The organism is Trebonia kvetii (genome assembly GCF_007827045.1).
In the GTDB taxonomy this organism is placed as follows: Bacteria; Actinomycetota; Actinomycetes; order Streptosporangiales; family Streptosporangiaceae; genus Trebonia; species Trebonia kvetii.
This window is the reverse complement of the sequence record NZ_RPFW01000006.1, coordinates 437,144-462,598: the sequence shown is the minus strand read 5'-3', so window position 1 is coordinate 462,598 and position 25,455 is coordinate 437,144. Positions and strand designations below refer to the sequence as shown.

Genomic DNA, 25,455 nt, shown 5'->3' with positions numbered 1-25,455 from the left:
TGGATCCGGCCGAGAAGGTGCGGGGTGGGCTGAAGGTGCCACCCCGCACTCGTTCGGGCTAATCCGTTATTCTCCCCAGATCTCCTCGGCGACCTCAACGATGAAGCGCAGCTTGTCCCACTGCTGCTGCTCGCTGAGGTCGTTGCCCTCGCTGGTGGAGGAGAAGCCGCACTGCGCGGACAGGCAGAGCTGGTCGATGTCCGCGTACTTGGCGGCGTCCTCGATGCGGCGCTTGATGAAGTCCTTGGTCTCGAGTTCGCCGCGCTTGCTGGTGACGACGCCGAGCACGACCCGCTTGCCCTTCGGCAGGTAGCGGAGCGGCTCGAAGCCGCCGGAGCGCTCGTCGTCCCACTCGCAGAAGAAGCCGTCCACGTCGAGCTTGTTGAACAGGGTGTCGGCCACGAAGTCGTAGCCGCCCTCGGCGGCCCACATGGACTGGTTGTTGCCGCGGCACATGTGCGTGGTGATCGTCAGGTCCGCCGGGCGGTTGGCGAGTGCCTTGTTGATCGTGGCGATGTAGGTCTCGTGCTGGTGCAGCGGGTCGCCGCCGATCGCCCTGATGTGCTCGCGCTGCACCGGGTCGTTGATGTAGGCAAGGCTGGTGTCATCGAGCTGCAGGTACCGGCAGCCGAGCTCGTGCAGCTGCGCGATCTCCTGGCCGTAGGCGGCGGCGAGGTCGTCCCAGAACTGGCCAAGCTCCGGGTAGACGGAGTCGCTGATCGCGGCCCGGCCGCCACGGTAGTGCACCATGCTCGGCGACGGGATGGTTAGCTTGGACGTCTGGCCGGCGGCCGCGTTGTCGCGCAGGAAGGTGAACGCGTCGGCGAAGATCGTCCGCGGCAGCGAGATGCGGTCGGTCACGTGCGCCGACGGCGGCGCCCACTCGTACTCCCTGTCCTTGTTGTGGAACGCGACCTTGATGGTCTCGTCCTGCACCTTCTGGACACCGCCGAGCTGGTAGATGAAGTCCATGTGCCACGACTGGCGGCGCAGCTCGCCGTCGGTCACCGACTTGAGCCCGACCTCGCCCTGCATGCGAATGATCTCGCGAATCGCCTCGTCCTCGATCTGCGCGAGCTGCTCAGCGCTGATCTCGCGGCGCGAGAACTCGTCGCGGGCCTGCAGCACCTGCTTGGGGCGGAGCAGGCTGCCGACGTGGTCGGCACGGAAGGGCGGACGTACGTTGTCGGCCATTTGCGGCGCGCTCCTCTGTGGCTGGGGTGTGTTGGTGACGGCGAACTGCAGTGACGCCAGTTGAGTCTCGCGTCTCGCGGTGCCCATCAATCGTAGGCAACTGTGAAAAGGTTACGGTAACCGGCATCCGTTTCAGTGCTCTTACGACAACCGGCGAAAGCGGATCGTAGCGGTGATGTGACGTAATGCGATGGGTACGGATACGCCGATGACCGCCACGGAAAACGCCGCCGCAGGCAACGCGGACCCCGAAGTCGACACGCTGCTGAGCGGCCTGACCCGTTTCCTGCTGCTCCACAGCCGATGGGGCGCGTTCGAGTTGCGGGATACCGTGCGGGCCGTCGGCCGCAGGTACGGTGCGCACGCCGAGATCCTCGCGGTCGCCGACGGGGCGGTGCTCAACGTCAGGCACGCCGACGCCCCGGCCTACCACGACACGATCCGTGTCGGACCGGAACTGACCAGGCTGGACCTGGTTTCCAAGGCGAAGTTCCTCGTCAACAGGATCCTGGCCGGGCGGCTCAGCGCCGCGGCCGCATCCCGGGTGCTTGCCCGCCTCGAATCGAGCCGGGACCCGTACCCGTGGTGGCTCAGGGTCGTCGGCGCGGTCCTGTTCGCGGTCGGCTTCGCCCCCGGCGTGCAGCAGACCTGGCGCGAGGCGGAGATCGCCGTCGGGCAGTTCACGCCGGGCGCCGTGCCCCTCGCCCAGGCCGCGGTCACCCTGATCCACGGCTAAGCTGACCTGCGGCACACCGCCTGCCGCACATCGGGAGACTCAGTGCAGCTGATCGGAGGCACCGGATGACCGGCGCGGCGTCCGGATCGGTCCTGCTGCAGCCGCTGCACGTGCCATTGTGGATCGACCTGGCCGCGGTGATGGTCGGCGCCCTGGCCGGCGCGGCCATCGCGGCACGGGAAGAGCTTGACGTCTTCGGCGCGCTGCTGCTCGCGGTCGTCATGGGCCTGGGCGGCGGTATCGTCCGTGACCTGCTGCTCGGGCTCCGCCCGGTCGCCGTCACCAGCCCGTACTACCTGCCAACGGTCACGGTGGCCGCCCTGGCCGGCCTGCTGTTCACCAGCCTGATGCGTCGCCTGCGAGCAATATTCGTGCTGCTCGAGGCCCTCTCCGACGGCCTTTTCATGCTTGTCGGCGTGGGAAAGGCCCTCTACTACGGCCTGCCGGACGTCTCGGCGATCTTCGTCGGCGTGTGCGCCGCGGTCGGCGGCGGCATCCTCGCCGACCTGCTGGCCGGACGCCCGGCGGCGGTGATCCACCGCGGGCCGTGGAACGCCACCGCCGCCCTGGTCGGCGCCAGCGTCTACGTCACGGCCAACGCGATGCACGTCGACGTCGCCGTCAGCCAGGCCGTGGGCTTCCTCGTGGTGGTCGCGATGCGCCTGGCCTCGCTGCGCTGGGACCTGCAGACACCTTTCCCGCCCGACGTCCCGCAGCGGCTTAACGCCCTGAGACGCCAGAAGGGCGGGCCTGCTTCCCGTTCCGGCGACGACTCTTCCGGCGACGACTCGTCCCACGACTCATCCCGCGACGACTCCCCCGACGGAGACCAGCCGCCGGCGTGATGGATCACCGCCGCTAGGACTCTTCCAGCGACACTTCAGTGGCCATGAGCGCGCCGAACGCCTCGATGGCGAGGTCGATGTTCTTCGAGGCCATGTGGCCAACCATGAAGGCAAGGCCTTCGCGACCGAGATCACTCATCATGCCGAGCAGTCCGATCAGCCGCTCCGCGTGCTCAGGGGTGATCTCCTCTGCGGGATTCATGGTGTTTAGGTTACCTTTGTTCCGCTTTGGGCGAAACCTATCAGCAGTGACGCGGCTGGACTACCCGTCGATGAGCCTTCGAAGCGCCCGTTAGTTAGCCGACGTCACAGAAACGATGTTCCGGTCGGGGTCCTCGTACACGGCATTGCGCCCCCACTCCCCGTCATGGGGCTGCTCCAGCACGGTTACCCCGAACTGGTCCGCCTTCTGGTGTACCGCGTCGACATCGTCGACGGTGGTCCCGATCTGCGCCCCGGTTGTGCGCTGACCCGGCCCGGCCGGCGCGATGCGCAGCATCACGTACTCACCGGAAGTGAAGTCTCCCCAAGCCAGGTCGTAATGCGGGGCCTCGTTACCTTCGTGCTGGTGGGAGCTCTTCATCCAGTTCAAGCTCGATGAACTGCCCGTAGAACTGTGCCGCGGCCGCCAAGTCGGCGACCCAGACCTGCAAGCTGTTAAGCCGCGCCATACCCAGAACGTAGCACCGGGCATGTCAAGGGCCGGTCCCGAGAGCGGGACCTGAGCCTGACCCGATTTGACGGACATCCACCATCAGGGGTTCTGCCCCGAGAGGATGTCCGATCATGGAGAGCATGGGGAAGAAGCCCCGGCGGCGCCGTTCGTTCACTCCGGAGTTCAAGGCGGAGATCGTTGAGCTGTGCCAGCGCGGGGAGCGGTCGGTGGGGCAGGTCGCGAGGGACTTCGACCTGACCGAGACGGCCGTGCGGGAGTGGGTCAGGCAGGCCGAGCGCGATTCGGGGACCAGGGATGACGGGGGCCTGACCAGCGACGAGCGCCGCGAGCTGGCCGAGCTGCGGCGGGAGAACCGCCGGCTGCGCGAGGACGTGGACATCCTCAAGCGGGCCACGGCTTTCTTCGCGAAGGAGACCCGGTGAGGCTTTACCCCTTCATCGAGGCGGAGAAGGCGCAGCAGCACAACGTCAAGCGGGCGTGCGAGCTGCTGAAGGTCTCCAGGTCCGCCTACTACGCCGCACGCAGCGACGAGCCGTCGAACCGGGACCGGGACGACGCCGAGCTGGCCGCCCAGGTCAAGACGGTCCACGAGGACTCCAAGGGCCGCTACGGCGCCCCGCGGGTCCACGCCCAGCTGCGCGCCCAGGGTAAGAAGCACTCGCGCAAGCGGGTCGCCCGGCTGATGCGAGCCCAGGGCCTGCGCGGCCGGGCGGCCAGGCGGTGGAAGAAGACCACCATCCCCGACCCGGCCGCCGCCGCGAGAGCCGACAGGATCAGGCGGGACTTCACCGCCGACGCCTCCAAGCTGAACACGAGGTGGTGCGGGGACATCACCTACATCGCGACCTGGGAAGGATGGCTCTATCTATCAGTTACGTGGAATCACCGCGGCGTGGCTCCACGTGAGCGCCGCGACCGCCCGATAGCGTCACCGCAGGCCGACGGGGACGGGGGTCCTGCGGGGGATGGATACGGCGTTGTCCGGCAAGTGGCCGGTTCTGGGGCGGCACGAGCGGGCTGCTGAATGGCTGGGGATCTGGGCTGACCTGGGGCGGGCGCCGCGGACGATCGACGCTTACGCACGTGGCCTGGCCGAGTACCTGGAGTCGTGCGAGGGCAGCGGGTCCGACCCGGTCACGGCGACCCGCGCTGACGTCGCCGGGTTCGTGCGGGAGCTGAGGACCCGGCCCAGCCGCAGCGGCGGGAACGTGATCGCGCTGGACTCCGGTGCCGGGCTGTCGAACGCCACGCTGCAGCAGCGGCTGGTGCCGGTGCGGCTGTTTTACGACTATCTCGTCGAGGAGGGCGTCCGCGACTCCAACCCGGTCGGGCGCGGCGCCTATACCCCCGCCCGCCGGTTCGGCGGTGCAGGCCCGAGGCCGCTGGTGCCGCGGATGGAGAAGCTGCCGTGGATCCCGGGCGAGGCTGAGTGGCTGCAGGTGCTGGGGGCCTTCCGGGCCGAGCCGGCTCGCAACCGGCTGATGCTCGCTCTGGCCTATGACGCGGCGCTGCGCCGCGAAGAGCTGTGCTCGCTGCGCACCGACGACCTGGACCCGGCGCACCGCACGATCCGGGTGCGGGCGGAGACGACGAAGACCCGGCGGGGGCGCGTGGTGCCGTACTCGGCGCCGACGGGGCTGCTGCTGGCGGCCTACCTCCGGCACCGGAACACGGTCAGCCGGGAACGGGGCCCGCTGTTCTTGTCGGAGTCGCGGCGCAACCGGGCCGAGCCGCTGTCCTTGTGGTCGTGGTCGAAGACAGTCCGGCGGGTCGCGCTGGACGCCGGGGTTCCCCGGTTCTCCACGCATACCACCAGGCACTTGTGCCTGACTGACCTGGCCAGGATGGGCTGGGAGGTGCACGCGATCGCCACCTTCGCCGGGCACCGCTCGACGGACTCGACGCTGCGGTATATCCACCTGTCCGGCCGGGAGCTGGCCGAGAAGCTGAACGCCTCGATGACGCACGTCCACGCCTGGCGGGTGCAGATGCTCGCAGAGCCGGCGGCGGCCGGCGGCGGTGCGCGGTGAGGGCCGCGCCGGCGCCGGCGAGGGCCACCCGGGCTCCGTGGAGTCCCGGGCTTGAGGCCGAAGGCTGGGACCGCAGGCGGGAACTGCTCGACGGCGAGGCCGCCGCCATCATGGCCATCGGCCCGGTCAGCCTGCGCCGCAACCGGGCGACGGGCGTGCCGCGGCGGACCGCACGGCAGTGGGACGCGATCTCGCGCCTGGTAGTGCCGCTGGACGCGGTCCGCGCCGTCCTGCACCACGGCGATGACCCCAAGTTCCGGCGGGCCGGGGCGCAGGCAGCGGCGGTCGTCCTGCAGCACTGCGCGGACGCCGGGCAGTCGTACTGGGCCTGGAGCAGCTGGGACTGGGCCCGGCTGGCCGGGGCTGGCAGCGGGGAGTTCCTGGCGGCCCGGTCACTGCCGACTGAGCGGGCGGTGCGCCCGTTCCTGGTCGCCCTGGCCTACCTGCTCGGAGGTTTCACCGATTTCCAGCACCTGGGCATGTTCAACCGGCTGCACCTGGCGCAGCTCGTGTTCGGGAGCGAGGCCGCCGACGCGGCAATGAGCGAGGCAGCCGCGGTCCTGGACAGGTGGGGTTACCGCAGCCAGGCCCGCGACGCCGGGCGCCAGCTGCCCGGCGTGCTGGCGCAGGCGCTGCTCATCAACGGCAGCCCTCGCCTGGCCGACCTGAGCACGGAGGCGTTCGCCCGGCTGCGCGGCCATCCTGCCGCGGCCGGCCGCCAGCACCAGACGACGCTGTTCGCGCTGCAGAAAGCGGCCGCCGACCTCGGTTACTGCCAGCCTCCCGTCCGGCCCGGCCGCAACCAGATGCCGGTGATCGAGGGCGCTGACCCGGCCTGGGCGCAGTGGGTCGAGCAGTGGCACGCCACCTCGGCCCTGACTCCCCGGGTCCGGGCGATCATCCGGACCATCATGGCCAAGGCCGGGCGCTGGCTGGCCGCCGAGCACCCGCAGATCACCGAGCCGGGGCAGTGGACCCGGCAGACCTGCGCTGCGTGGGTCGCGGCCGTCGACCGGATGTCGGTCGGCGACTACGTTCAGCGGACCGACGCGCTCGGCGGCCGGGCCGGGAAGCCGGTCTCCCCGCGCACCAAGGCCCACCAGCTCATGGCCACCCGGGTGTTCTTCCGCGACTGCCAGGAATGGGAGTGGATCCCCCGCCGGTTCGACCCTGTCCGCGCACTGGGCGTCCCGCGCAGCGTCAGCGCGCTGATCGGCACCGACCCGCGGGTGATCGCCGACGACGTGTGGGCCAAGCTGCTGCACGCCGGGCTGAACATCGAGGCCGGCGACCTGCCCGGCACGTCCGCGGGCAGCTACTACCCGGTCGAGCTGATCCGCGCGCTAACCCTGACCTGGCTGTTCTCCGGGCTGCGCAGCGACGAGATCGTCCGGCTGCGGACCGGCTGCATCCGCTGGCAGCACGACGGGATGCCCGTCCCGGCCGACTCCCGCGAGATCCTCGCCGGCGAGGCAGTCTGCCTCCTCGACGTTCCCGTCCACAAGACCGGCACCGCGTTCACCAAGCCCGTCGACCCGATCGTCGGCCAGGCCATCGAGACGTGGCAGGCGCTGCGGCCCGCCCAGCCCCCGCGAACCGACCGCAAGACCGGCGAGCAGGCCAGCCTGCTGTTCTCCGTCCGGGCCCACCCGGTCGCCAGGGCATACATCAACCGCACCATCATCCCGGCGCTCTGCGCCAAAGCCGGCGTCCCCGCCGCCGACGTCCGCGGGAACATCACCAGCCACCGGGCCCGCTCCACGATCGCCAGCCAGCTCTACAACGCCAAGGAGCCGATGACCCTGTTCGAGCTGCAAGCCTGGCTCGGGCACCGCACGCCGACCTCCACCCAGCACTACGCGAAGATCACCCCGAACACCCTGACCAGGGCATACACCGAGGCCGGCTACTTCGCCCGGAACATCCGCACCATCGAGGTCCTCATCGACCGCGATGCCGTCACCTCCGGGGCCGCCGCGGCCGGACAGCCCTGGCAGCACTACGACCTCGGCCACGGATACTGCACCTACAACTTCTTCGAGCAGTGCCCCCACCGGATGGCCTGCGCCCGCTGCGACTTCTACCTGCCCAAAGACTCCGGCAAGGCCCAGCTCCTCGAAGCCAAGGACAACCTGCAGCGGATGCTCGTGTCCATCCCGCTCACCGTTGACGAGCGCGCCGCCGTCGAGGACGGCCAGACCGCGCTGGACACGCTGCTCACCCGGCTAGCCGGCGTCGCGACGCCGGCAGGCACGACACCACGGGAAACAGACCCGCCACCCGGCGCGACCAGCCTGCCGATCGCCGCAATCACGCATCCCAGACACGGATAAAACCGGACATTCAGATTCCACATAATGGCCACCGTGATCGACATCGCCTCCCGCCGGGTCGTCGGCTACGCCCTCGCGGACCACCTGCGCACCGAACTGGTCGCGGACGCGCTGTCCAACGCGGTCGCCATCCGGGACCCGGAGCCGGGCGTGGTCTTCCACTCCGACCGCGGCTGCCAGTACACCTCCGCCGCCTACGCCGCGCTCGCAGAGGAGAAGCAGGTCACGCTCTCGGTCGGGCGGACGGGCCAGTGCTGGGACAACGCGCTGGCCGAGTCGTTCTTCTCCTCGCTCAGTCGTTCTTCTCCTCGCTCAAGGGCGAGCTCATCGATACCCGCGCCTGGCCGACCAGAGCGGGGGCCAGGCGGGCGGTCGTGGAGTACATCGGCTGGTACAACGGCACCCGCCTGCACTCATCACTCGGCTACCAAAGCCCAGCCGCATTCGAAGACAACCATCACAACAAAGTCCGGCGAGTAGCCTGACCTAGCCGTAGCGGGAAGAATCAATGCCGTTTAGCGTGGAAGCCGACGTGGAGGCTTACGGCTTTCTGGCGAGCGATGATGACGAATTGCTCGCCAGGGTCATGGAGCGCCGGTGGGCGGAGGCCTTCCCCGTCATCACGGAACCGCTGCAGGTGACCTGGGAGCCAGGAGAGTCGCTGGTGAAGCCGAACATCTTCCGCCATAACCTCCTGCGGGACCTCGCCGTGGACGGCGTCGCCCTCCGGGCGCTTGACGCGGCGGTTGACGGGGGCCTGAAGCCGTATGCCAGGCTACTGGTTGACGGGACCGAGTTCTCAGTCGTACAGGCCACGAAAGTGCTCGATGTCGTCGACGTCGGCAGCTCGATCCCCCCTGATTACAGCTGGCAAGAATTCGCCTTCCCGCACATGCCGCCGCTTCATGACCCCATGACCGACCGTCAGTTCTTCAGGGTGCCCAACCGGGGTTGGGACCTATCGGTATTCATGGGGAATTCCGTGAAGCATGCATGCGACCAGGCCGGCCTGACGGGCCTGCTGTATTGCGAAGCGGTCGTCCCCCCAGATGAATGGGAACTTGGCCTCCCGTAGCCCAGGGGCGCCGCGCCGTCGTGGAGTACATCGCCTGGCGCAACGGCACCCGGCTGCACCCAGCGCTCGGCTACCCGGAGGCCCAGCCAACTACGAAAGCAACCATCACGAGAAAGCTCAGGCGAGTAGCCTGACCTAGCCATCAACCCTGTCCGTCAAAGCGGGGCAACCTCAGACCGGCCCTTTGACATGAGGGGCTGCGCTAGGGAGCGAGAACAGTAAGCCCGGCTTCTGCGCATTCGTCGTCTTGCCCGGGCACCATTCCGCCGCTTACCGCCAGCGCGCCGAGGACGGTGTCCCCCCGCAGGATGAGCGCCGCGCCGGCGCCCGCCAGGATGGGCACCCGCACGACCCGATCCAGCTGGGCGAAGAAGCCAGGCGAGGCCTCCTGCATCTGGCGCAGTGCGGCGCCGTCGCGGCGGAAGAGGGCGACGCTGGCCGCCTTGGTCTCGGCGATCCGAGCCGAGAGCGGCGCTGCGCCGTTCATGCGGCCGAGGGCCTGCAGGTGTCCGCCCTCGTCGACGACCGCGACCGTGACCATTGCGCCTATCTTGGCGGCGCGCTCGTGTGCGCCGGCGATGACTGTCTGAGTCTCTTGGAGCGTTAGCGGCATGGCGATCTCCTGAGTTAGTGTACAACTGTCCTTATATGAACAAGCGTATCGTTAGCGACGACGTCAGTGCAAGCACGCGAAGCTAGAATGATCGGGCGATGGACGACACCACCTCGGCAGGTCTCTCTGCTGGCCCTCGGCGCCCCAACGCGCGCGGGCAGGGGGAACGGCTGCGGGAGGAGATCATTTCCGCCGCCGTGCAGATGCTCGGCGACCTAGCCGACGACGAGGCCTTGTCGCTGCGCGCGGTGGCCCGTGCGGTGTCGATATCCCCCACCTCTGTGTACCTGTACTTTCCAGATCGTGACGCGCTCGTCGCGGCGGCCATGCAGCGCTGCCATGCGGAGATGCTCCAGGCCGCGGATGACGCCGAGGACGCACAACAGGACCCCGCTCTCGGCTTGCGCGCACGGATCCTGGCACAGGCGGCCTGGGTGCAGGAGCATCCCGGCATCTACAAGGTGATGCATGAGAGCAAGGTCGGCATGCCCTTCAAGGAGGCCGCGTTCACGCGCACTACGGCTGCGGTGCAGCGCTGCATGGACGCGGGGGTTGCCTCGCCAGGGGACGCCGCCACCGTCGCATTGGATCTCCGGACGGCCGTGATCGGCATGCTGTCTCTGCGGATCAATGAGCCTGACCTGCCCTGGCCGCCCTTCCCCGAGCAAGCCGATCGATTCCTGTCCAAGCTCGTCGGACTCGCGCCGCTGGCAGGGGAGACGACAGTCTCGCAAGCGAAGTAACAAAAGCGGGGTTGAGCTCGGTCACCCCACGGCGGCGACGGCGGCGAGGATCGCCGCGACCGACACCTCGGGGTGCGACACCATCGACACGTGCGAGGCGTCCACCTCGGTGATCGTGGCGCCCGCCCGCTCAGCCATCTTGCGCTGCGCTGCGGGCGGGATAATCCTGTCCTCGGTGCCGATCACCGCCCAGCTCGGGAGCGTCTTCCAGGCCGGGGCGCCGGACGGGGTGGTGTTGGCTGCCAGGGTGAGCGGGCGCTGGCTTGCCGCGATGAGCCACCGGTCGACCTCCGGGAGATCCTGTGCGAAGGCGGTATGGACGGCGTCCGGCTTAAGGTAGGCGTCGGCGTCGCCTTCGGGCGCCCCCGGATATCCGACGACGTCCAGGACGGTGGTCGGGTCGGGTACGGCCAGCGCCGACCCCGAGTCGCCCAGGACCCCGAAGGTCGTCTCGCCCTCGTCGGGCATGAACGCGTCGACGTAGACCAGAGCCTTCACGTCGCCGCCCCCGAGCGCGGCGTTCGTGATGACGAAACCGCCGTATGAGTGGCCGACCAGGACGACGGGGCCGTTCGTGCGCTGCGCGAGGAACGAGGCGACGTACTGAGCGTCGGTCGTGACGCCGCGTAGGAGGTTCGGTGGGGTAAGGACGGTGAAGCCCCGGCCCTGCAACTCGGTCGAGACGCCGTTCCAGCTGGAGCCATCGGCCCAGGCTCCGTGTACCAGCACGATCGTGGGCTTCGCCATTTCGGTCCTCTCGCTGAGGTGATCCGGCCCCTTCGGCACCACCCTACAAAGCGCAGTCGCTGATGACCGCTCTGCCCCCGTCGCCGCAGCCGACCTCGACGACATCCCGTGCGACAGGCATCTTGGACAACAGTGGCCCCTTCCGTGTCAGTTCAGGGCGGCTGTCGCGTGGGTATTTTCGCGTAAGTACTCGCGCCTGACCCGGATCGGAGCCCTATGACCACCGACACGCCCGACGCCGCCCCGGTGGCGCAGAAGCCCACCATCGTCCTGATCCACGGCCTCTGGCTCACGCCGCTCAGCTGGGAAGGCTGGAAGCAGCGCTTCGAGTCGAAGGGCCACGCCGTGCTCGCACCGGCCTGGCCGGGACTCGAGGGAACGGTGGAGGAGGTTCGCCAGAATACCTCCAGGTACGAGCGGCTCGGGATCAAGGAGATCACCGACCACTACGACGGGATCATCCGTGGTCTCGGCGCCCCGCCCATCATCATGGGCCACTCGTTTGGCGGCCTTATCACTCAGCTCCTGCTGGACCGCGGCCTCGGCGCCTCGGCCGTGGCGATCAGCCCGGCGCAGATCAAAGGCGTGTACATTCTGCCCCTCGCCCAGGCCAAGGTTGCTTCGGTGGCGCTGAAGAACCCGGCCAACCGCCACACGACCCAGATGCTCACGCCGGAAGAGTTCCACTACGGCTTCACCAACACGCTCACACTCGAGGAGTCGAAGCCGATCTACGACAGGCTCGCGGTGCCGGGGCCAGGGCGCACGCTCTTCCAGGCGGCGTTCGCGAACTTCACGCCCCACGCAGTGACGACGGTCAACCGGCATAACTCGAGCCGCGCGCCGCTGCTGTTCCTCGCCAACGGCAAGGACCACACCGTGCCCGCAGTGTCGACGCGCGCCGCCTACAACATCCAGCAGAAGACGGGCGCGCTCACCGAACTCAAGGAGTACCCCAACCGCTCCCACTACACCTTCTCCCAGGACGGCTGGGAAGAGGTGGCGGACTACTCGCTCGACTGGGCCGTGCGCAACGCGCGGACCTAACCCGCCGCGGGCCGACTGGCGTTCTCGCACGGGGCAATGTCCGCCAGATACCCTCGACCCAGCCAGAAACTGCCAGCCCACCGGGAAACCACGGCCCCCAACCAAGAAGACCCCGAACCCGTTGAGGGTTCAGGGTCATTCCGATGTCTTGCGACATCACAGTGCGCGCTCGGAGGGACTCGAACCCCCAACCTTTTGATCCGTAGCTTCCCGTACCGGCGTCCGGCGTCGTTCAGATCGGTCCGTGACCTCGGCGGGATCGCTTCGCGTTGTCCATGCGAGTCCGGGCAGCGATGAGGTTGTCCGTCCCCGTGGCTCCCAGTGTGGCTCCCATCCGTCCACGATCTGATCCGCGGACGGGCAAGACAGTCTGCGTTACGCCGGGACGTTCGCGGCTGGCCCCATGCGGAGCATGCTGAAGCCGTCTGGAAGGATTACACGCTCCTCGATGCGAGCACCTTGGCACATGTCAAGAATCCTGGGTTCGCCTCGCGGCCAGGGAGAGACGCCTGCAGGCCGGATCCGCCGCCATCTCGGGGTCTCCGCAGGACTGACGTCCAGACGGCAGACCATGACAAAGTGGGTTTGCGGGTCAAGCTGGCGGCAGTTTCCCAGCGGCACCGGCACTTCGGGGAGGTCCGCGATGCGGAGGAGCTCGTCGTCTGAGGTGAGCCTCGCCACTGCCCGGATGCAGACGCGGAACTTTTCTGACATGGGAGCCGTGGTCTGGTAAGCGCCCCCGGTCTGCCTGAGGACGTCCGCAAGAACAAAGCCCGCGGTAAAGCCCTTTTCCTGACCCCTCTTCAGAAATGGGTCGTCAGGCGTAAGGACCTCGGCGAACGTTCTGAATGTTGCCATCATCCACCATCCCGGCTGCTACCGCTGGTACCCAGCCGATGGGTGCCGCAGCATGGCACCACGGCTGCATCCAGTTTCTCACGCGTACGCCATACACGGAATTCCTGCTCTTTCCCGTCTGCCTCGCAGGTGCCGGATCCATGTGAGTGGGTGCCGGGTCTAGGCTGGCGACGACATCGCGAAGCGACGCCCGGAGGGCGGCCTAGACGCGGTGCCTGCGAGCTGGACAATCGAAGCCGAGGAAGACGGCCGATGCAGCGCTGTCGTGTCCGATTAAGCCTGGTAGATCAGTGGCTTCTGTGCGCGTTGGCGCGTCCGAGCCCGGCGGGCGCCCCAGCGTAGAGCCCAGCCCGGATCGCGCCGGCGGCGCCGCGCAGCGGCGTCGCCTTGATCTAAGAACGGTCTAATTCGGCAGTGCTTAGCTGAATGCGGTTCAAGGCAGTTCAAGTGCCCTTTCGGTGTTTTGTCCCGGCCCGCTGACTGCGCGGGCCGGATCGTCCGCGTGGTCAGTCGGGGGAGAACCGTTCCCACGCGGACTGGCGGCTTACGCCCAGTGCCTTGCCGATCTCTTCCCAGGTGCGGCCCTGCTGCCTGGCAAGCTTCACGGCCGCTCTGAGCGGGGGCTCCATCCCCTTGACTCCAGCGGCGATGCCGTTGATGACAGTAAGTGGGTCGGCGGACCAGTCGCCTGTGATGTCCATGTCGATGCCGACGCGGACCTTCTCAGACATGCGACGAACGCGGACCTTCTTCTCAGACATGATGTCAGGATTCCCTGACAAGTATTGCCTGTCAAGGCGTCCTGACAAGCAGGCAGCGTGAAGACAAGGCGGGTCTCAGACAAGCTTCCGGTCTTGCTGGTGCGTCCTGAGGACGCTGCCCGCGTGTTGGGGGGTGAAGCGGGTCAAGGATCGTGATGCCTCGTCCGGCCGCCCCACTCGGGTGCCTCGCTGATGCTGGCACAAGGGACGCGGCTGGAAGTGGTCTCTGAGGTCCTCTGTATGCCAGCATCGCGATCACCAAAGACGTGTACGGACACCTGCTCGAAGGTGACAAGCGGGCTGCCGCTGAGTCAATGAGCCGCGCTTTGTTCGGCGGTCAGCGTGTGTCCGTGGCTCCCAGCGTGGCTCCCAAGGGGACCAGAAGGCCGCTCCCGTGAGCTGGCCCCCCGCTAACGAACGAAGCCCCGGCCAGTAGGTTGCTGGTCAGGGCCTTGTTCGTCGCTGTCTCAACGAGCGCGCTCGGAGGGACTCGAACCCCCAACCTTTTGATCCGTAGCTACTTCACATATCCGAACGACCGTTTGAAAGTCCAGGACTAGCTGGAATAGACGGTCCATTAACGTCCGCCGATCTCCGTCCCGGTTGCGGTACTTCACTGCTGTACTGAGCTGTTTCCAACCTGGTTATGCCTCGCGGAGCTGCAGTACGTGAATGGCCTTGGCGAGTTTCCCGGCGCGCCACGGGCAGCAGCGTAGCTTCCGCAGAATCCTCCATGTCTTGAGCTGGGCGTTCGCCCGCTCGCCTAGGGCGCGCAGTCTCGCGTGGGCCCGGTTGGCCTCTTTCTGCGGTTCCGGCTTGTTCTTGCCCTTGTACGGGACCTTCGCCCAGGTGCTGCCCTGGTACCCCTAATGGGCACATGAGCTGGTCACCACTGCTGGTACCCCGGGGGCTCGAGTCCTCTGACAAGATCGTGGGACCGCTCGTGCCGGGCCACCGCCATTGTTGCCTGAGGCTTGAGCCTTCGTTCGAGGCTGCGGGGTCCGTCTCCCGGTCGATGCCGATAGCGATCCTGGCGCGTGACGCCTCGACCAAGGCTGGCAGGACCGGGCTGGCGCGGTCGGCGCCGGGTGACCCGCTGACATCACCGGGGCTGGACCTCTTGTCGAAGATCCGGGTCCCGGCGGCGACCGCGCTTTTCCCCGGCCGGCGGGCGACACGCCGGGCCGGGTGCTGGGAATGTGCTGGTCGTGGCGGTATGGGTGGTCGTGGCCTGAGCCATCCGCAGGAGCTACCCCTTATCAGTGCCGGGAGCCGCCGAGCCCTGGCCGGGACCGGGGCCTGCGGGCAGCCGGGGTCACGAACGGCCAATCGGATGGCGGTGCCCTTGAGCCCTTCCATTAGGGAGCGCGCGTGCCCTGCACGGCCCTGGCCAGCTCGGACAGGAGCTGCCAACGGAACGGAGGAGACAGATTGGACGTATTCTGCGGAATCGACTGGGCGGAGGACCATCACGACATCGCCCTCGTGGACCGCGACGGCGGGCTGGTGGCCAGGCTGCGGGTCAGCGACGACGCGGCCGGCCTGGCCCGGCTGCTGGACCTGCTCGCGGAGAAAGGCGACAGCGCCGGCGACCCGGTGCCGGTCGCGATCGAGACGCCGCGCGGCCTGCTGGTCGCCTGCCTGCGCGCCGCCGGCCGCAAGGTCTACCCGGTCAACCCGATGGCGACAGCCCGCTACCGGGACCGGCACTCCATGGCGGGCCGCAAGTCCGACCACGGCGACGCGGTCGTGCTGGCGAACGTCCTGCGCACCGACCTGCACGCGCACCGGCCGCTGCCCGCCGACAGCGAGCTCGCCCAGGCCGTCGCCGTGCTGGCCCGCGCCCAGCAGGACGCCGTCTGGGACCGCGTCGCCGCCCACAACAAGCTCCGCTCCCACCTGCGCGAGTACTTCCCCGGCTTCCTCGCGGCCTTCGCCGCCGCCAAGGGCGGCATCATGCGCCCCGAGGCCCGCGCCGTCCTCGCCGCCGCCGCCACCCCGGCAGACGCAGCGAAACTGACCCTCGCCCAGCTGCGTGCCCTGCTGCGGAAAGCCGGCCGCAGCCGCGGCATCGACGCCGAGGCCCAGCGGCTGCGCGACGCCTTCCGCCAGGAGCAGATGCGCCAGCTCCCCCTCGTCGAGCAGGCCATGGGCCGCCAGACGCTCGCGCTGCTGCGCCAGCTCGACGCTGCCTGCCAGTCCGCCGATGACCTCGAGCAGGCTGCCGTCGAGTCTTTTAACCAGCACCCGGACGCCGGCATCATCACCAGCTTCCCAGGCATCGGCGCGCTCACCGGCGCCCGGGTACTCGCCGAGATCGGAGACGACCGGTCCCGCTTCCAGGATGCCAAAGGACTCAAGGCCTACGCCGGCGCCGCGCCCGTCACCCGCGCCAGCGGCAAGAGCAGATCCGTCACCCACCGCAGGGTCAAGAACAACCGGCTCGCAGCCGCCGGCTACATCTGGGCATTCTCCGCCATCACCGCATCACCCGGCGCCCGCGACCACTACGACCGACGCCGCGACGCCGGAGACCGCCACGCCGCCGCCCAGCGCAACCTCTTCAGCCGGCTCCTCGGCTGCCTCCACCACTGCCTGACCACCGGCCAGCACTACGACGAGGCCACCGCATTCCCCACCAGAACCATCCCCGCAGCCGCCTGACAACATGAATTTCCACCAGCTACTTGACAGCTAAAGGGCATCGGATGTCTTGTCCGCGAGGGTGACCAGGCCGGCTTTCTCCAGTTCGTCGAGCACGCCCCAGATCCACTCGGCCTTTTTGTCGTGGACCGACCCGGGCAGTGCCCCGAGACCCACAGGATCTCACCGTCGGGACTGGCGATGACCTGCAGGTTCATCCCGTGCTTCTTGTGCTTGCCGGAGTAGAACGGCCTGTCGCGTGCGACCCGGTCGATCGGGATGAGCGTCCCGTCGACGATGACGTACGCGTGACCTGCCCTTTTAGCGTCCCGGACCGCATGGCGCAGCTTCGGCGCCCTGGCCGCGAGCAGCTCGACGACCTCGTTCACGTACCGCCACGCCGTGGTCCTGCCGACCCCGAACCCGGCGGCCAGCTCGTCGAACGTCTCCCCTTTGCGCAGGAGGCGAGCACGAGCAGGGCTTCCTGGCCCGCATTCAGCTTCCGCCACCGCGACCCGATCGCCTTCAGGTGCCGGCGGACCACCCCGGCGGCGAAGTTGAGGGTCCTGGATGACAGCGGCAGCGCGGCACGGTAAAACAGCATGAAGAAGCCCCTGGTGACGGCGATGAGATGTGGTAATCCCTCGCTTACCAGGGGCTTCGCCGTTCCCGCAGCCACGTGACCCAGCCACGGCCGGTCCGTCGCGACAACGTTATCAATCACCCAGAGTCAATACCTGATTACGATCAAGTTGGAAAAGGCTCACTTACTCCTCAGCACGAGCTGCTGCCGCGCTCCTATACGACCGGCCGCTTACCAGATCGCCTCAGAGCTATCCCGTGCTTCGCTCTTCCCCAGAACTGCAACCAGAATAGGACCGCGGATTTCTGGCACCGCTTGGGACCTTCCGCTTCCACAGCGGGGCGTAAGGAGGTCGACAGCATCTGATTCGTAGAGTGTGTCACCGGCTGTCAGGACCTGAGACTTACCAGGTGAGTAGCCAGGATGGTTGTCATTGGCTCGCATCATTTTCCGCTGTCGCGCAGTGTTGTAAGGCCAAAATCAGGCCACCTCGTCGCCGCCGTGCTCGACAGCGTGGCGATGCGGCCAGAATCTGGCCAGCGCGGCCCGTCGTCTGACATGTGTCCTTCGCGGTGTGAGATCCTTGAGCTCCCCCTTTAGGTCACGTCGCCAAATCACCCCTGCTGCATCGCGAAAAGTCACATCTGCGATTGGCGTGGCCTCTGGCGGCACGATGAACGACGGCTCACCTCTCGTGACGTCTCGCCCGGGCATTAGCACAGGCACGGGGTCCCCTTTCTTTCCTTCTGGAAGGGGAAAATCGACCCAATACCACGTGAACGTGACGTCGAACACTGGCTGATCGCTGGTGTTTGTACAGGTTGCCTCAACGACTTTGTTGATCTCTGTCTCCCCGTCACCGCCCTCCGGCCCAGCGGTGAAGCTCTGCTTACCCGTTTTCGTGAGGAATATGTGGCTGGCTTGGGCGCGGCGGCGCTCGTAGGTGTCGCGCTCGGCCTGGTCTTGCAACAGCTCTACTTCCGCGGACTGCTTGCGGAAAGCCAGCCAGGCGAAGAGCGCGGTGAGCACGGCAAAGAACGCCAGTGCAACAGTCGCGAACGCAAGGACTTCAGTTGAGGCATCCATCGACACAGCTGGAGCTTACGACGCCGGAACACCTTGGGGTAGTGGCTGATCATCTTGATGCGAACTGTCGGCGGGTCCCTGCCTGAAGTCCAGCGTGGACCGCATGGTGAGGGTGGCCAATGTCAGTGGTCGTCGGGGTGGGTTGCTCTGCCTTACTGCTCTACGACGATCAGCTTGGGAACTGGCCTGTCATACCCGGTCGACCTCAGCAACCCGGATCAATGGGCCTAAACTAGTACACGTGATTGACCGAGGGATACCGCCTCTGCTCGTCCTATCGGGCACGCAGCGGGCACGCTGCCTTAAGGCCGGAGAGCTATGACCCTGTGCTTGCAAAGTACGTTCAGGCTGTCGGTTACCGTCACTGGCCTGGGCCTGGCCCTCTTCCTCTGTCGGCTCTGGACGACTGACTCCCGGCCTCGTTGTGGGTCAGGCGCAATGGCCAGGGTGGCTGCTGGCGGTGGCGATATTTGTGGACACAGAGACCAGAATCATCAGTGCGGAAGAGACTTGGACACGCAGATTTTTGGTCATGCGATCATCTCCCTTCTTGGGTGGCTGGATGACTCCTATTACAATCTGTGAAATTGTCGCCACCGCCAGCAGCGCTCCGACCGCCACCATGCCGGCGTCTGCGAGCATCCTAGCGGAACAGACGCGGCCCACTGATCAACTGCTTAGAAGGTCATTTCACGCAGGGGGTCGACCTGCGCACTCCAGGTCGGAGGCCGTTCCACGTGTCCGCAGGAGCCCCCTGATGACCGTCGAACTCTGCTCGATCTGGCACATGCGTGGCACGGGGCACCTGACTGCAACTTGACAACTGAACAGTACGAGTTCCGGCGCACATGTGGAGCCATAATTAGTGGCAGCGATCGAGCCACCGTTGGGAGGGAGCTGCTATGGAGCGACCTGGAAAGGTCTATTACCTCTGCGGTAGCCACGATGATTCATATTGGGGCACGATAGAAATAAAACGGGCAAAGGCTGAACAAAATAAATAGATCACTAACGGCGCTAGAGAAGCTGTCTATTGTCATTGTGGCAGTTTGGCGACAAGGATCGTGGCCTATCTGCCTGTCGAGTTCGATAAGTTGCCCTGCCCGTCATGTCGGCAGGACGTTGAATATTACTATGCCGTTGAATGCCTCGACATGAGCGCATCTGGCGATCTCAGTGCGACTTTCGAATTCGTTGCATCGGTAACCTGCAAGCGTTGCGCTAAGAAATCTGTGTTTCGGCGCATAGCTGATAGCTTGCGAGAAATTAGCCGAGTAAAGATTGGCCCTACAGGTTTGGAGCTAGAGCTTGACCGCCAGTCGGCTTCGGATTAGTTGCCGTCTTAGATTCACTGCTAGGGAGATCGTCTCATGCGTCCGGGCGCCGAAGTGCTTACCCGCTGAGCCGCATGACCAGCTTGGAAGAACGGTCATGACCATCTCTGGCCTGAGCTGCGCTTACATGCATGCTGGTGGGGGAGCCGCGCATTGTCTCCGGTTGTCCCGGCTTACCCCTACAGGATCGCCTCTTCTGGCCCGTAGCTGGCCCGGCCAGCTCCGCATACACGGCTCTCTGCGACCACCGTTTCAGTGTCAACCTCGGCTTGACACTGCTGCTGCCATCGAGACCACCTGGTTGCAAAGTACGTTCACGTTGTCGGTTACCGTCGCTGGCCTGGGCTTGGACCTCTTTCCTGTCTGGCTCAATCGACCGTTGGCCGATCCCGTTGTGGTCAGGCGTAGTGGTCAAACTGGGCTGACCCATAAGGCGTTGCTCCGTCGCATTTTCAGGCTAGTGTCCTGAGTCGATGATGCGTTGGCAGTAGGCGGCGAGGGTTTCGAGGATTTCGTCGGCGGACTTGGTCCACACGAACGGCTTGGGGTCCTTGTTCCACTCGTTGATCCACTTGCGGATGTCGGTTTCGAGTTCGGTGACGCTGCGGTGCGCGGAGCGGCGCAGCTTGCGGTTGGTCAGCTCGGCGAACCAGCGTTCGTCGGGTAACCCCGGCGCGTTGCCGCGCCGGGGTCCCCTCAGAACCGGCCGTGCCCGTTTTCCGGGCAGCTCGGCTCAGGCAAGCCCTGATGGCTGCGGGCCGGGCAGAAGTGCCGGGCTGGTGCCGTTCCCGATGCGGTTGCGGCAGTAGGCGTGTATGAGGTGGTATGCGGCGCGTTCGTCCGGCGTGCCGAGGTCCGTCACGCTGGCGATCGCGTGCTTGCGGATCGCCTTGCGCGTGGCGGTGTGCCACTGCTGCCATTCCTCCGGGCTTTGCGGCTGGCGGTCGGCGTGCAGCAGCAGTCCCCGGCAGAGCGGGCACCGGCCGCGCTGGCGGCTCAGCAGGTGCCAGGTCGCCGGGTCCACCGGGAGGCGGTCGCGACGTCGCCGCTGCTGCCAGTACCCGGTGAGGGCGGGATCGTCGGGAGACGCCCGCCCGGCGACCATCCGGTGCCGGACGATTTTCGTCCAGGCGAACTTGCGCAGGTAGAAGCCGGTCTCCCGGCTGCCGAGCACCCACTTGTCCTGCCTGGCCGGGTTGAACATGCCGAAGTACCGGGCGATGATCCAGCGCCTTGGCTTGTTCGGGTGGGAGTACCTGGCCCACTTCCAGGCCAGCCTCCACAGGTGGGCGTCCAGCGCGCCGAAGGCGTGCTTGGACACCCCGATCCGGTAGTAGGCGGCCCACCCGGTGATGATCGGGTTGAGCCGCGCGATGAGCGCGTCCGCGGTGGCCCCGCGCAGGGTTACTGCCTCCGCGGATAGCCGCTCCCGGATCCGCCGCATTGCCTCCTTGCTCGGCTTGGTCAGCAGCTTGCCGTTGGGATAGCGGCGGATGCTGAACCCGAGGAAGTCGAACCCCTGGCTGAGGTGGACGATCCTGGTCTTGGCCTCGTTGAAGGCGAGGCCCCTGGGTTCCAGCCACTCGGCGAGCCGTGCCCTGACCTGCTCGGCCTGCGCGCGGGACGCGCACAGGGCCGCCAGGTCGTCGGCGTATCTCACCAGGACCGGCGTGCCGGGAGCGGCACGCAGGGTGCTGCCCTCCCAGTACCGGACCCCGGCGGCCTGTTCCATGCCGTGCAGTGCCACGTTCATGAGCGCGGGGCTGATGACGCCGCCCTGGGGGGTTCCCTCCCTGGTCAGGGTGATCCGGCCGTCCTCCAGCACGCCTGCCCTCAGCCACTGCCGGACGAGTTCCCTGGCCGGGAACGTCCCCAGCGACCGGAGGATGTGCTGATGGCTGAGCCGGTCGAACGCCGCCTCCAGATCGGCGTCGAGCACCCACAGCCTGCGGGCATCCTGGCGGGATGCCGTGGTGTGGATGGCCACGATCGCGTCATGGCAGCCCCGGCCGGGCCGGAATCCGTAGGATCTCGGCTCGAACCGGGCCTCCCACTCGGGCTCCAGCGCGTTCAGCGCCAGGGCCTGAAGCGCCCTGTCGGCGATCACGGGAATCCCGAGCCCGCGACGGCGCCCGTTGCTCTTGGGCACATACACCCGCCTGACGGGCAGGGGCCTCCATCCGGCCGCGCCACGCTGGAGCCAGGCGGCCATGTCGGCCTTCTCCCGGCCTGCCAGCACGATGCGCCCGTCGACCCCGGCCGTCCTGCGGCCAGCGTTGACCTCCGTTACCCGCCGCACGCTCACCAGAGCGCTGCTGCGGGAGCGGAGCATCAGCTTCTGCAAGCTGCGGACCTTAGCAAGGTCCCCGGCCTGTGATGCCGCGAAGATCCGCCGTCTCAGACGCCGTACGTGTTCTTCGGCCTGGCCCCAGTCCACAGTGTCCCAGTCCAGGCCATCGTCCTCAGGTCCGTTCACCAGATCGGCGTCCAACTTGTCCCTCGGTTCGGGCGTCCTGACATCTTCTCTCCGCGGGCTCACCAGACCCGCGTCAGCGCTCTTTCGAGCCGGGCAGCAGCCCTATCCGGCCAGTTATGCGGGAACCGCTGGCGGAGGAGCCAGCACCCGGTTTCCGGTTTCCTGCTGCCTTTCGGCCGCCGGCATTCGCTTCTCGGGTCTTCCTGCGCCCGCTGGGGAATTCAGCTTCCCTCACGGTCGGCCTGCCGGCAGGTATCCCGCCGGACCCCATCGGGGTTGTCACGTTCCGCATGCGATAGATGCGGCCGGGGTGGGCGTCCTCTGAACCCCGGGGACGGTGGTGCGCTCCCGGCCAGCCAAGTTCGCCCGGCCGGCACCCGCCGCCTTCCAGCGGCCGGCCCCTGTTCTCCCGCCTCCTGCGACCCACCGGCGAAAGTGCTAATGACGAGGCGTCATCGAGGATTCACTTGCGTTCACCCGTCCGGCCTTCCCCAGCCTGTGGCCCCCGGATGGAACGGGAGCCCTTGGGCACTTCCCCGGGCTTCGCACCCCACGGTCACCCATGACGCAGGCCGGGGCAGGGACGGTCCTTGCGCACTGGACCAGGTATTACGCCGTTGACATCAGTCAACCTCCTTCGACGAATACCGCTATCTACATGCGACTTCGTGTCGCACGACGAGGTTCATCCAGCTGGAGCTGGTCGGGGTGAAGTGCAGGTGGAACCGCGGGTGCTTCAGCAGCCACTGGTGGATCGCGGGCGTCTTGTGGGTGGCGTAGTTGTCCAGCACCAGGTGCAGTTCCAGGCCGTTGGGGACGGCGGTGTCGATGAGCTTGAGGAAGCGCAGGAACTCCTGGTGGCGGTGGCGGCGGTAGGGCTGGGCGATCACCGAGCCGCTGGCCAGGTCAAGCGCGGCGAACAGGCTGGTCGTGCCGTTGCGCACGTAGTCGTGCGTCATCCGGGCCGGGGTCGTCGGCAGCATCGGCAGGCACGGCGCGGTCCGGTCCAGGGCCTGGATCTGCGACTTCTCGTCCACGCACAGGACCAGGGCATTCTCCGGCGGCGACATGTAAAGGCCGACGACGTCGCGGACCTTGCCGATGAACTCCGGGTCGGTGCTCAGCTTCCAGGTCTCCACGACGTGCGGCTTGAGGCCGAACGCCCGCCAGATCCGCGAGACCGACGACTGCGACAGGCCGGTCTCGGCGGCCATCGACCGGGTCGACCAGTGGCTGTCCTGCCCGCGGCCCTTCTCCGTCAGCGTCCGCGTGACCAGCACCTCGACCTGCTCGTCGGTGATCTTCCGCGCTGCCCCGGGCCGCGGCGCGTCGCCGAGGCCGTCCAGCCGGCGCTCCACGAACCGGACCCGCCACTTGCGGACCGACTCCCGCGACAGCCCGGTCCTGGCGGCGACCCGGGTCAGCGGCGCCACCCCGCCCTCCTCCGCGCAGGCCAGGATCACCCGGGCCCGCCCGGCCAGCGACTGCGACGCCGTCCGCTTGCGCGACAAGGCCTCCAGCGACGCGCTCAGCATCAGACAGAACCAGCGGAATCAGCTTCGGGCTCGGCACAAGCCAAGCCTACAACCTGCAAAGTCTTCAATGACTCGGGACACTAGCGCCAATTGGATGCATGTTGCAGCGAGCGCAAGTAGCGAGCCTATAAAGATTATGAACCAGACAGTTGTCAGCCGAGCTACTTGCAAGATACGCGCAGCTTCTTTCCCACCTTCTTCTACGCCTTGCAGTTTAATCATTCTTCGCGGCATTTGCAGTATTGCAATAATGATCAATGCGAGCACGACAGCGGGCAAAAGAAGTCCAGCGTGAACGTGATTTTTCCTCGTCTCCGAAAGATTAATGTAGAACCACTTACGTAGCTCTTGCTTTGCCGCCTTAGAAGCGACCTGGCGCAGGTCTCGATACTCGATCAAGTTAGCTTGGGCCTGCGCGCCAGTCCCGATAGTCAATAGAAATGCTGCTAGGGTGGAAGCCCAGTCTGCTGTCAGCTGCCATGTCATGGTTACATTGAACTACGGGTCACGACGCACCGCATGGGCTGATTTTGTGTTTGCCCTAGCCTCGTCACTGAGACCGCGAGTCTGCCACGTCCAACTGATAGGTGCCAATGGGTTTGCCGGGCAAGATCACTGCTCAAGGGTCTGCGGTGCGGAGCACCGACGCGCCGGAGGCGCGCCCTTGACTGTGATCTTGAACGGTAAAAGAATCCTCGGCACCGTTGGACGGGCCACCCGCACGATCACACTTAGCGCGGTGTCGGAGACCGCGTAACGGCGAGCAACCACATACTCAGGCAAGCGGGGCCAGTCGCCCGGCGTCGGTGGCGCGCCCAGAGCGCTCCCGCGCGGCAGGGCGCGACAGACCGACGCCCCGGGCGCGGAACAGACCCCCGTCATTCCCCGCTGAGGACCAGGTGGTCAAGCTCGCACTCCCTCACGCATTCCTCTCCGGCACTTCGCGTCTTCAGCTCTCGATCTATTTGCGCGGGCTCGGCCCGCGCATGGCGTGCCGAAGGCGCGCCCTTGAAAATACTCATAGAAAGTCGTCACAACCCAAGACGCATAGTGAGACTTCAGGAGACTCGAAACCCGTGACCCTCTGGTTGCAAAAAAGAAGTCGCACCGAATCAACGTTTGAAAACTTTATTCTGAGCACTAGCCATGTGTCCGCCAGAGTCCGCCGGTGTCCGCCGATTTCCGCCCAGTGTTGCGGTACTTTTCTGCTGTACTGCGGGCACTCCATACACAGCCCGGGATTGACAGCGACACCCCAGCAACGATTGGGGCGTGACCGACGAGCCGGTGAGGGTCGACTTCATAAGCTCGTCGACTCACTAGGCACACACTGAGCCGTTTCCAACCTGGTTATGCCTCGCGTAGCTGCAGTACGTGAATGGCCTTGGCGAGTTTCCCGGCGCGCCAGGGGCAGCAGCGGAGCTTGCGGAGGATCCTCCACGTCTTGAGCTGGGCATTCGCACGCTCGCCGGGCGCGCGGAGTTTCGCGTGTGCGCGGTTGGCTGCTTTCTGCGGTTCGGGTTTGTTCCGGCCCTTGTACGGGACTTTTGCCCAGGTACTCCCTTGGTAGCCCTTGTCCGCGAGGGTGACCAGGCCGGCTTTCTCCAGTTCGTCGAGCACGCCCCAGATCCACTCGGCCTTCTTGTCGTGCACCGAGCCGGGCAGCGCCCCGGACACCCACAGGATGTCCCCGTCCGGACTGGCGATGACCTGCAGGTTCATCCCGTGCATCTTGTGCTTGCCCGAGTAGAAAGGCCGGTCCGCGGCGAGACGGTCAATTGCGATAAGCGTGCCGTCGAGGATGACGTAGGCATGACCTGCCCTTTTAGCATCGCGGACTGCCTGCCGGAGTTTCGGCGCCCTGGCCGCGAGGAGCTCCACGACCTCGTTCACGTACCGCCAAGCCGTGGTCCTGCCGATCCCGAACCCGGCCGCGAGGTCGGCGAACGTCTCGCCCTTGCGCAGGTAGGCGAGCACGAGCAGCGCCTGCTGCCCCGGGTTCAGCTTCCGCCACCGCGACCCGAGCGCCTTCAGGTGCCGGCGGACGATCCCGGCCACGAAGTTAAGGGTCTTACGGGACAACGGCAGCGCAGCACGGTAGAAAAGCACGGAAGCCCCTGGTAGTCGAAGTGAAGCAAGT

At 66.7% G+C, this 25,455-nt stretch carries 21 protein-coding genes and 5 pseudogenes; 11 read left to right on the top strand and 15 right to left on the bottom strand.

Annotation, left to right across the window (positions count from 1 at the left end; translation table 11 throughout):
• Positions 1-66 precede the first annotated feature (66 nt).
• Positions 67-1,194: a 5-methyltetrahydropteroyltriglutamate--homocysteine S-methyltransferase gene (locus tag EAS64_RS30790; RefSeq protein ID WP_145858722.1), complete on the bottom strand. Its 1,128-nt coding sequence runs from the start codon at positions 1,192-1,194 to the stop codon at positions 67-69.
• A 208-nt stretch (positions 1,195-1,402) separates the two neighbouring features.
• Between EAS64_RS30790 and EAS64_RS30785 the strand changes: the two genes are divergently transcribed.
• Complete coding sequence (locus EAS64_RS30785) at positions 1,403-1,930, top strand: threonine/serine exporter family protein (RefSeq protein ID WP_187366287.1); 528 nt, start codon at positions 1,403-1,405, stop codon at positions 1,928-1,930.
• 65 nt (positions 1,931-1,995) lie between these two features.
• Entirely contained in the window at positions 1,996-2,775 is a 780-nt protein-coding gene (locus EAS64_RS30780; protein ID WP_145858718.1) for a trimeric intracellular cation channel family protein, read from the top strand.
• Positions 2,776-2,788: 13 nt separating this feature from the next.
• On the opposite strand, the gene EAS64_RS30775 is transcribed toward EAS64_RS30780, so the two are convergent.
• A complete protein-coding gene (locus EAS64_RS30775; protein ID WP_145858716.1) occupies positions 2,789-2,977 on the bottom strand; it encodes a hypothetical protein in 189 nt (62 codons plus the stop codon).
• Positions 2,978-3,067: 90 nt separating this feature from the next.
• On the bottom strand, positions 3,068-3,358 hold the full coding sequence (locus EAS64_RS43960) for a VOC family protein (protein ID WP_187366286.1): 291 nt from the start codon (positions 3,356-3,358) through the stop codon (positions 3,068-3,070).
• 203 nt (positions 3,359-3,561) lie between these two features.
• Here EAS64_RS43960 and EAS64_RS30765 point away from each other — a divergent pair, with 203 nt between their 5' ends.
• The 6 genes and pseudogenes from EAS64_RS30765 (at position 3,562) to EAS64_RS30740 (ending at position 8,889) form a co-directional block, all read left to right on the top strand.
• Positions 3,562-3,873: a transposase gene (locus EAS64_RS30765; protein WP_145858713.1), complete on the top strand. Its 312-nt coding sequence runs from the start codon at positions 3,562-3,564 to the stop codon at positions 3,871-3,873.
• Positions 3,870-4,475, top strand: a complete 606-nt coding sequence (locus EAS64_RS30760; protein WP_145858711.1) for an IS3 family transposase — start codon at positions 3,870-3,872, stop codon at positions 4,473-4,475. The genes EAS64_RS30765 and EAS64_RS30760 overlap by 4 nt, the downstream gene beginning before the upstream one ends.
• Positions 4,417-5,481, top strand: a complete 1,065-nt coding sequence (locus EAS64_RS30755) for a tyrosine-type recombinase/integrase (RefSeq protein ID WP_145858710.1) — start codon at positions 4,417-4,419, stop codon at positions 5,479-5,481. The genes EAS64_RS30760 and EAS64_RS30755 overlap by 59 nt, the downstream gene beginning before the upstream one ends.
• Positions 5,478-7,814 (top strand): tyrosine-type recombinase/integrase, encoded by a 2,337-nt coding sequence (locus EAS64_RS30750; RefSeq protein ID WP_222849734.1) that lies wholly within the window; start codon positions 5,478-5,480, stop codon positions 7,812-7,814. Before EAS64_RS30755 ends, EAS64_RS30750 begins: the two co-directional genes overlap by 4 nt.
• A 24-nt stretch (positions 7,815-7,838) precedes the next feature.
• Positions 7,839-8,299 (top strand): annotated as a pseudogene (locus EAS64_RS46255) (IS3 family transposase); the annotation flags it as partial.
• A gap of 35 nt (positions 8,300-8,334) precedes the next feature.
• The gene (locus EAS64_RS30740) at positions 8,335-8,889 is read left to right on the top strand and encodes a hypothetical protein (RefSeq protein WP_145858707.1); all 555 of its coding nucleotides are present in this window, start codon (positions 8,335-8,337) and stop codon (positions 8,887-8,889) included.
• 202 nt (positions 8,890-9,091) lie between these two features.
• Here the strand turns inward: EAS64_RS30740 and EAS64_RS30735 are convergent, their stop codons facing one another.
• Positions 9,092-9,502 (bottom strand): GlcG/HbpS family heme-binding protein, encoded by a 411-nt coding sequence (locus EAS64_RS30735; protein WP_145858705.1) that lies wholly within the window; start codon positions 9,500-9,502, stop codon positions 9,092-9,094.
• Positions 9,503-9,600: 98 nt separating this feature from the next.
• Here EAS64_RS30735 and EAS64_RS30730 point away from each other — a divergent pair, with 98 nt between their 5' ends.
• Entirely contained in the window at positions 9,601-10,245 is a 645-nt protein-coding gene (locus tag EAS64_RS30730) for a TetR/AcrR family transcriptional regulator (RefSeq protein WP_145858703.1), read from the top strand.
• 21 nt (positions 10,246-10,266) lie between these two features.
• On the opposite strand, the gene EAS64_RS30725 is transcribed toward EAS64_RS30730, so the two are convergent.
• Positions 10,267-10,992, bottom strand: a complete 726-nt coding sequence (locus EAS64_RS30725) for an alpha/beta fold hydrolase (RefSeq protein ID WP_145858702.1) — start codon at positions 10,990-10,992, stop codon at positions 10,267-10,269.
• Positions 10,993-11,208: 216 nt separating this feature from the next.
• Here EAS64_RS30725 and EAS64_RS30720 point away from each other — a divergent pair, with 216 nt between their 5' ends.
• Positions 11,209-12,039 (top strand): alpha/beta hydrolase, encoded by an 831-nt coding sequence (locus EAS64_RS30720; RefSeq protein ID WP_145858701.1) that lies wholly within the window; start codon positions 11,209-11,211, stop codon positions 12,037-12,039.
• A gap of 375 nt (positions 12,040-12,414) precedes the next feature.
• Here the strand turns inward: EAS64_RS30720 and EAS64_RS30715 are convergent, their stop codons facing one another.
• From EAS64_RS30715 to EAS64_RS30705, 3 genes and pseudogenes are all read right to left on the bottom strand, one after another.
• Entirely contained in the window at positions 12,415-12,900 is a 486-nt protein-coding gene (locus EAS64_RS30715; RefSeq protein ID WP_145858699.1) for a hypothetical protein, read from the bottom strand.
• A gap of 503 nt (positions 12,901-13,403) precedes the next feature.
• Positions 13,404-13,658, bottom strand: a complete 255-nt coding sequence (locus tag EAS64_RS30710) for a hypothetical protein (protein ID WP_145858698.1) — start codon at positions 13,656-13,658, stop codon at positions 13,404-13,406.
• A gap of 644 nt (positions 13,659-14,302) precedes the next feature.
• Positions 14,303-14,524, bottom strand: a pseudogene (locus EAS64_RS30705) (transposase family protein); the annotation flags it as partial.
• Between the two features lie 565 nt (positions 14,525-15,089).
• On the opposite strand from EAS64_RS30705, the gene EAS64_RS30700 reads away from it, so the two are divergent.
• A complete protein-coding gene (locus EAS64_RS30700) occupies positions 15,090-16,322 on the top strand; it encodes an IS110 family RNA-guided transposase (RefSeq protein WP_145858696.1) in 1,233 nt (410 codons plus the stop codon).
• A gap of 48 nt (positions 16,323-16,370) precedes the next feature.
• Here the strand turns inward: EAS64_RS30700 and EAS64_RS30695 are convergent.
• The 7 genes and pseudogenes from EAS64_RS30695 to EAS64_RS30665 all read right to left on the bottom strand — a co-directional run.
• A pseudogene (locus tag EAS64_RS30695) lies at positions 16,371-16,905 on the bottom strand (transposase family protein); the annotation flags it as partial.
• A gap of 459 nt (positions 16,906-17,364) precedes the next feature.
• Positions 17,365-17,976 (bottom strand): hypothetical protein, encoded by a 612-nt coding sequence (locus EAS64_RS30690; protein ID WP_145858694.1) that lies wholly within the window; start codon positions 17,974-17,976, stop codon positions 17,365-17,367.
• A 1,785-nt stretch (positions 17,977-19,761) separates the two neighbouring features.
• A pseudogene (locus tag EAS64_RS46250) lies at positions 19,762-19,962 on the bottom strand (IS630 family transposase); the annotation flags it as partial.
• Between the two features lie 75 nt (positions 19,963-20,037).
• Positions 20,038-21,741 carry a group II intron reverse transcriptase/maturase gene (gene ltrA / locus EAS64_RS30680; RefSeq protein ID WP_246115951.1) on the bottom strand — a complete coding sequence of 568 codons (1,704 nt, stop codon included), beginning with the start codon at positions 21,739-21,741 and terminating at the stop codon, positions 20,038-20,040.
• A 710-nt stretch (positions 21,742-22,451) separates the two neighbouring features.
• Positions 22,452-23,352, bottom strand: a pseudogene (locus EAS64_RS30675) (IS630 family transposase); the annotation flags it as partial.
• On the bottom strand, positions 23,334-23,801 hold the full coding sequence (locus EAS64_RS30670) for a hypothetical protein (protein ID WP_145858690.1): 468 nt from the start codon (positions 23,799-23,801) through the stop codon (positions 23,334-23,336). The gene EAS64_RS30670 and the pseudogene EAS64_RS30675, both read right to left, overlap by 19 nt.
• A gap of 864 nt (positions 23,802-24,665) precedes the next feature.
• Complete coding sequence (locus tag EAS64_RS30665) at positions 24,666-25,424, bottom strand: transposase family protein (RefSeq protein ID WP_145852752.1); 759 nt, start codon at positions 25,422-25,424, stop codon at positions 24,666-24,668.
• Positions 25,425-25,455: the final 31 nt, after the last annotated feature.

Excerpts from the sequence above, each read along its gene's own strand:
- EAS64_RS30790 (WP_145858722.1), bottom strand. The coding sequence starts at position 1,194 with ATGGCCGACAACGTACGTCCGCCCTTCCGTGCCGACCACGTCGGCAGC.
- EAS64_RS30785 (WP_187366287.1), top strand. The coding sequence starts at position 1,403 with ATGACCGCCACGGAAAACGCCGCCGCAGGCAACGCGGACCCCGAAGTC.
- EAS64_RS30780 (WP_145858718.1), top strand. The coding sequence starts at position 1,996 with ATGACCGGCGCGGCGTCCGGATCGGTCCTGCTGCAGCCGCTGCACGTG.
- EAS64_RS30775 (WP_145858716.1), bottom strand. The coding sequence starts at position 2,977 with ATGAATCCCGCAGAGGAGATCACCCCTGAGCACGCGGAGCGGCTGATC.
- EAS64_RS43960 (WP_187366286.1), bottom strand. The coding sequence starts at position 3,358 with ATGAAGAGCTCCCACCAGCACGAAGGTAACGAGGCCCCGCATTACGAC.
- EAS64_RS30765 (WP_145858713.1), top strand. The coding sequence starts at position 3,562 with ATGGAGAGCATGGGGAAGAAGCCCCGGCGGCGCCGTTCGTTCACTCCG.
- EAS64_RS30755 (WP_145858710.1), top strand. The coding sequence starts at position 4,417 with ATGGATACGGCGTTGTCCGGCAAGTGGCCGGTTCTGGGGCGGCACGAG.
- EAS64_RS30735 (WP_145858705.1), bottom strand. The coding sequence starts at position 9,502 with ATGCCGCTAACGCTCCAAGAGACTCAGACAGTCATCGCCGGCGCACAC.
- EAS64_RS30730 (WP_145858703.1), top strand. The coding sequence starts at position 9,601 with ATGGACGACACCACCTCGGCAGGTCTCTCTGCTGGCCCTCGGCGCCCC.
- EAS64_RS30725 (WP_145858702.1), bottom strand. The coding sequence starts at position 10,992 with ATGGCGAAGCCCACGATCGTGCTGGTACACGGAGCCTGGGCCGATGGC.
- EAS64_RS30720 (WP_145858701.1), top strand. The coding sequence starts at position 11,209 with ATGACCACCGACACGCCCGACGCCGCCCCGGTGGCGCAGAAGCCCACC.
- EAS64_RS30715 (WP_145858699.1), bottom strand. The coding sequence starts at position 12,900 with ATGATGGCAACATTCAGAACGTTCGCCGAGGTCCTTACGCCTGACGAC.
- EAS64_RS30710 (WP_145858698.1), bottom strand. The coding sequence starts at position 13,658 with ATGTCTGAGAAGAAGGTCCGCGTTCGTCGCATGTCTGAGAAGGTCCGC.
- EAS64_RS30670 (WP_145858690.1), bottom strand. The coding sequence starts at position 23,801 with ATGACATGGCAGCTGACAGCAGACTGGGCTTCCACCCTAGCAGCATTT.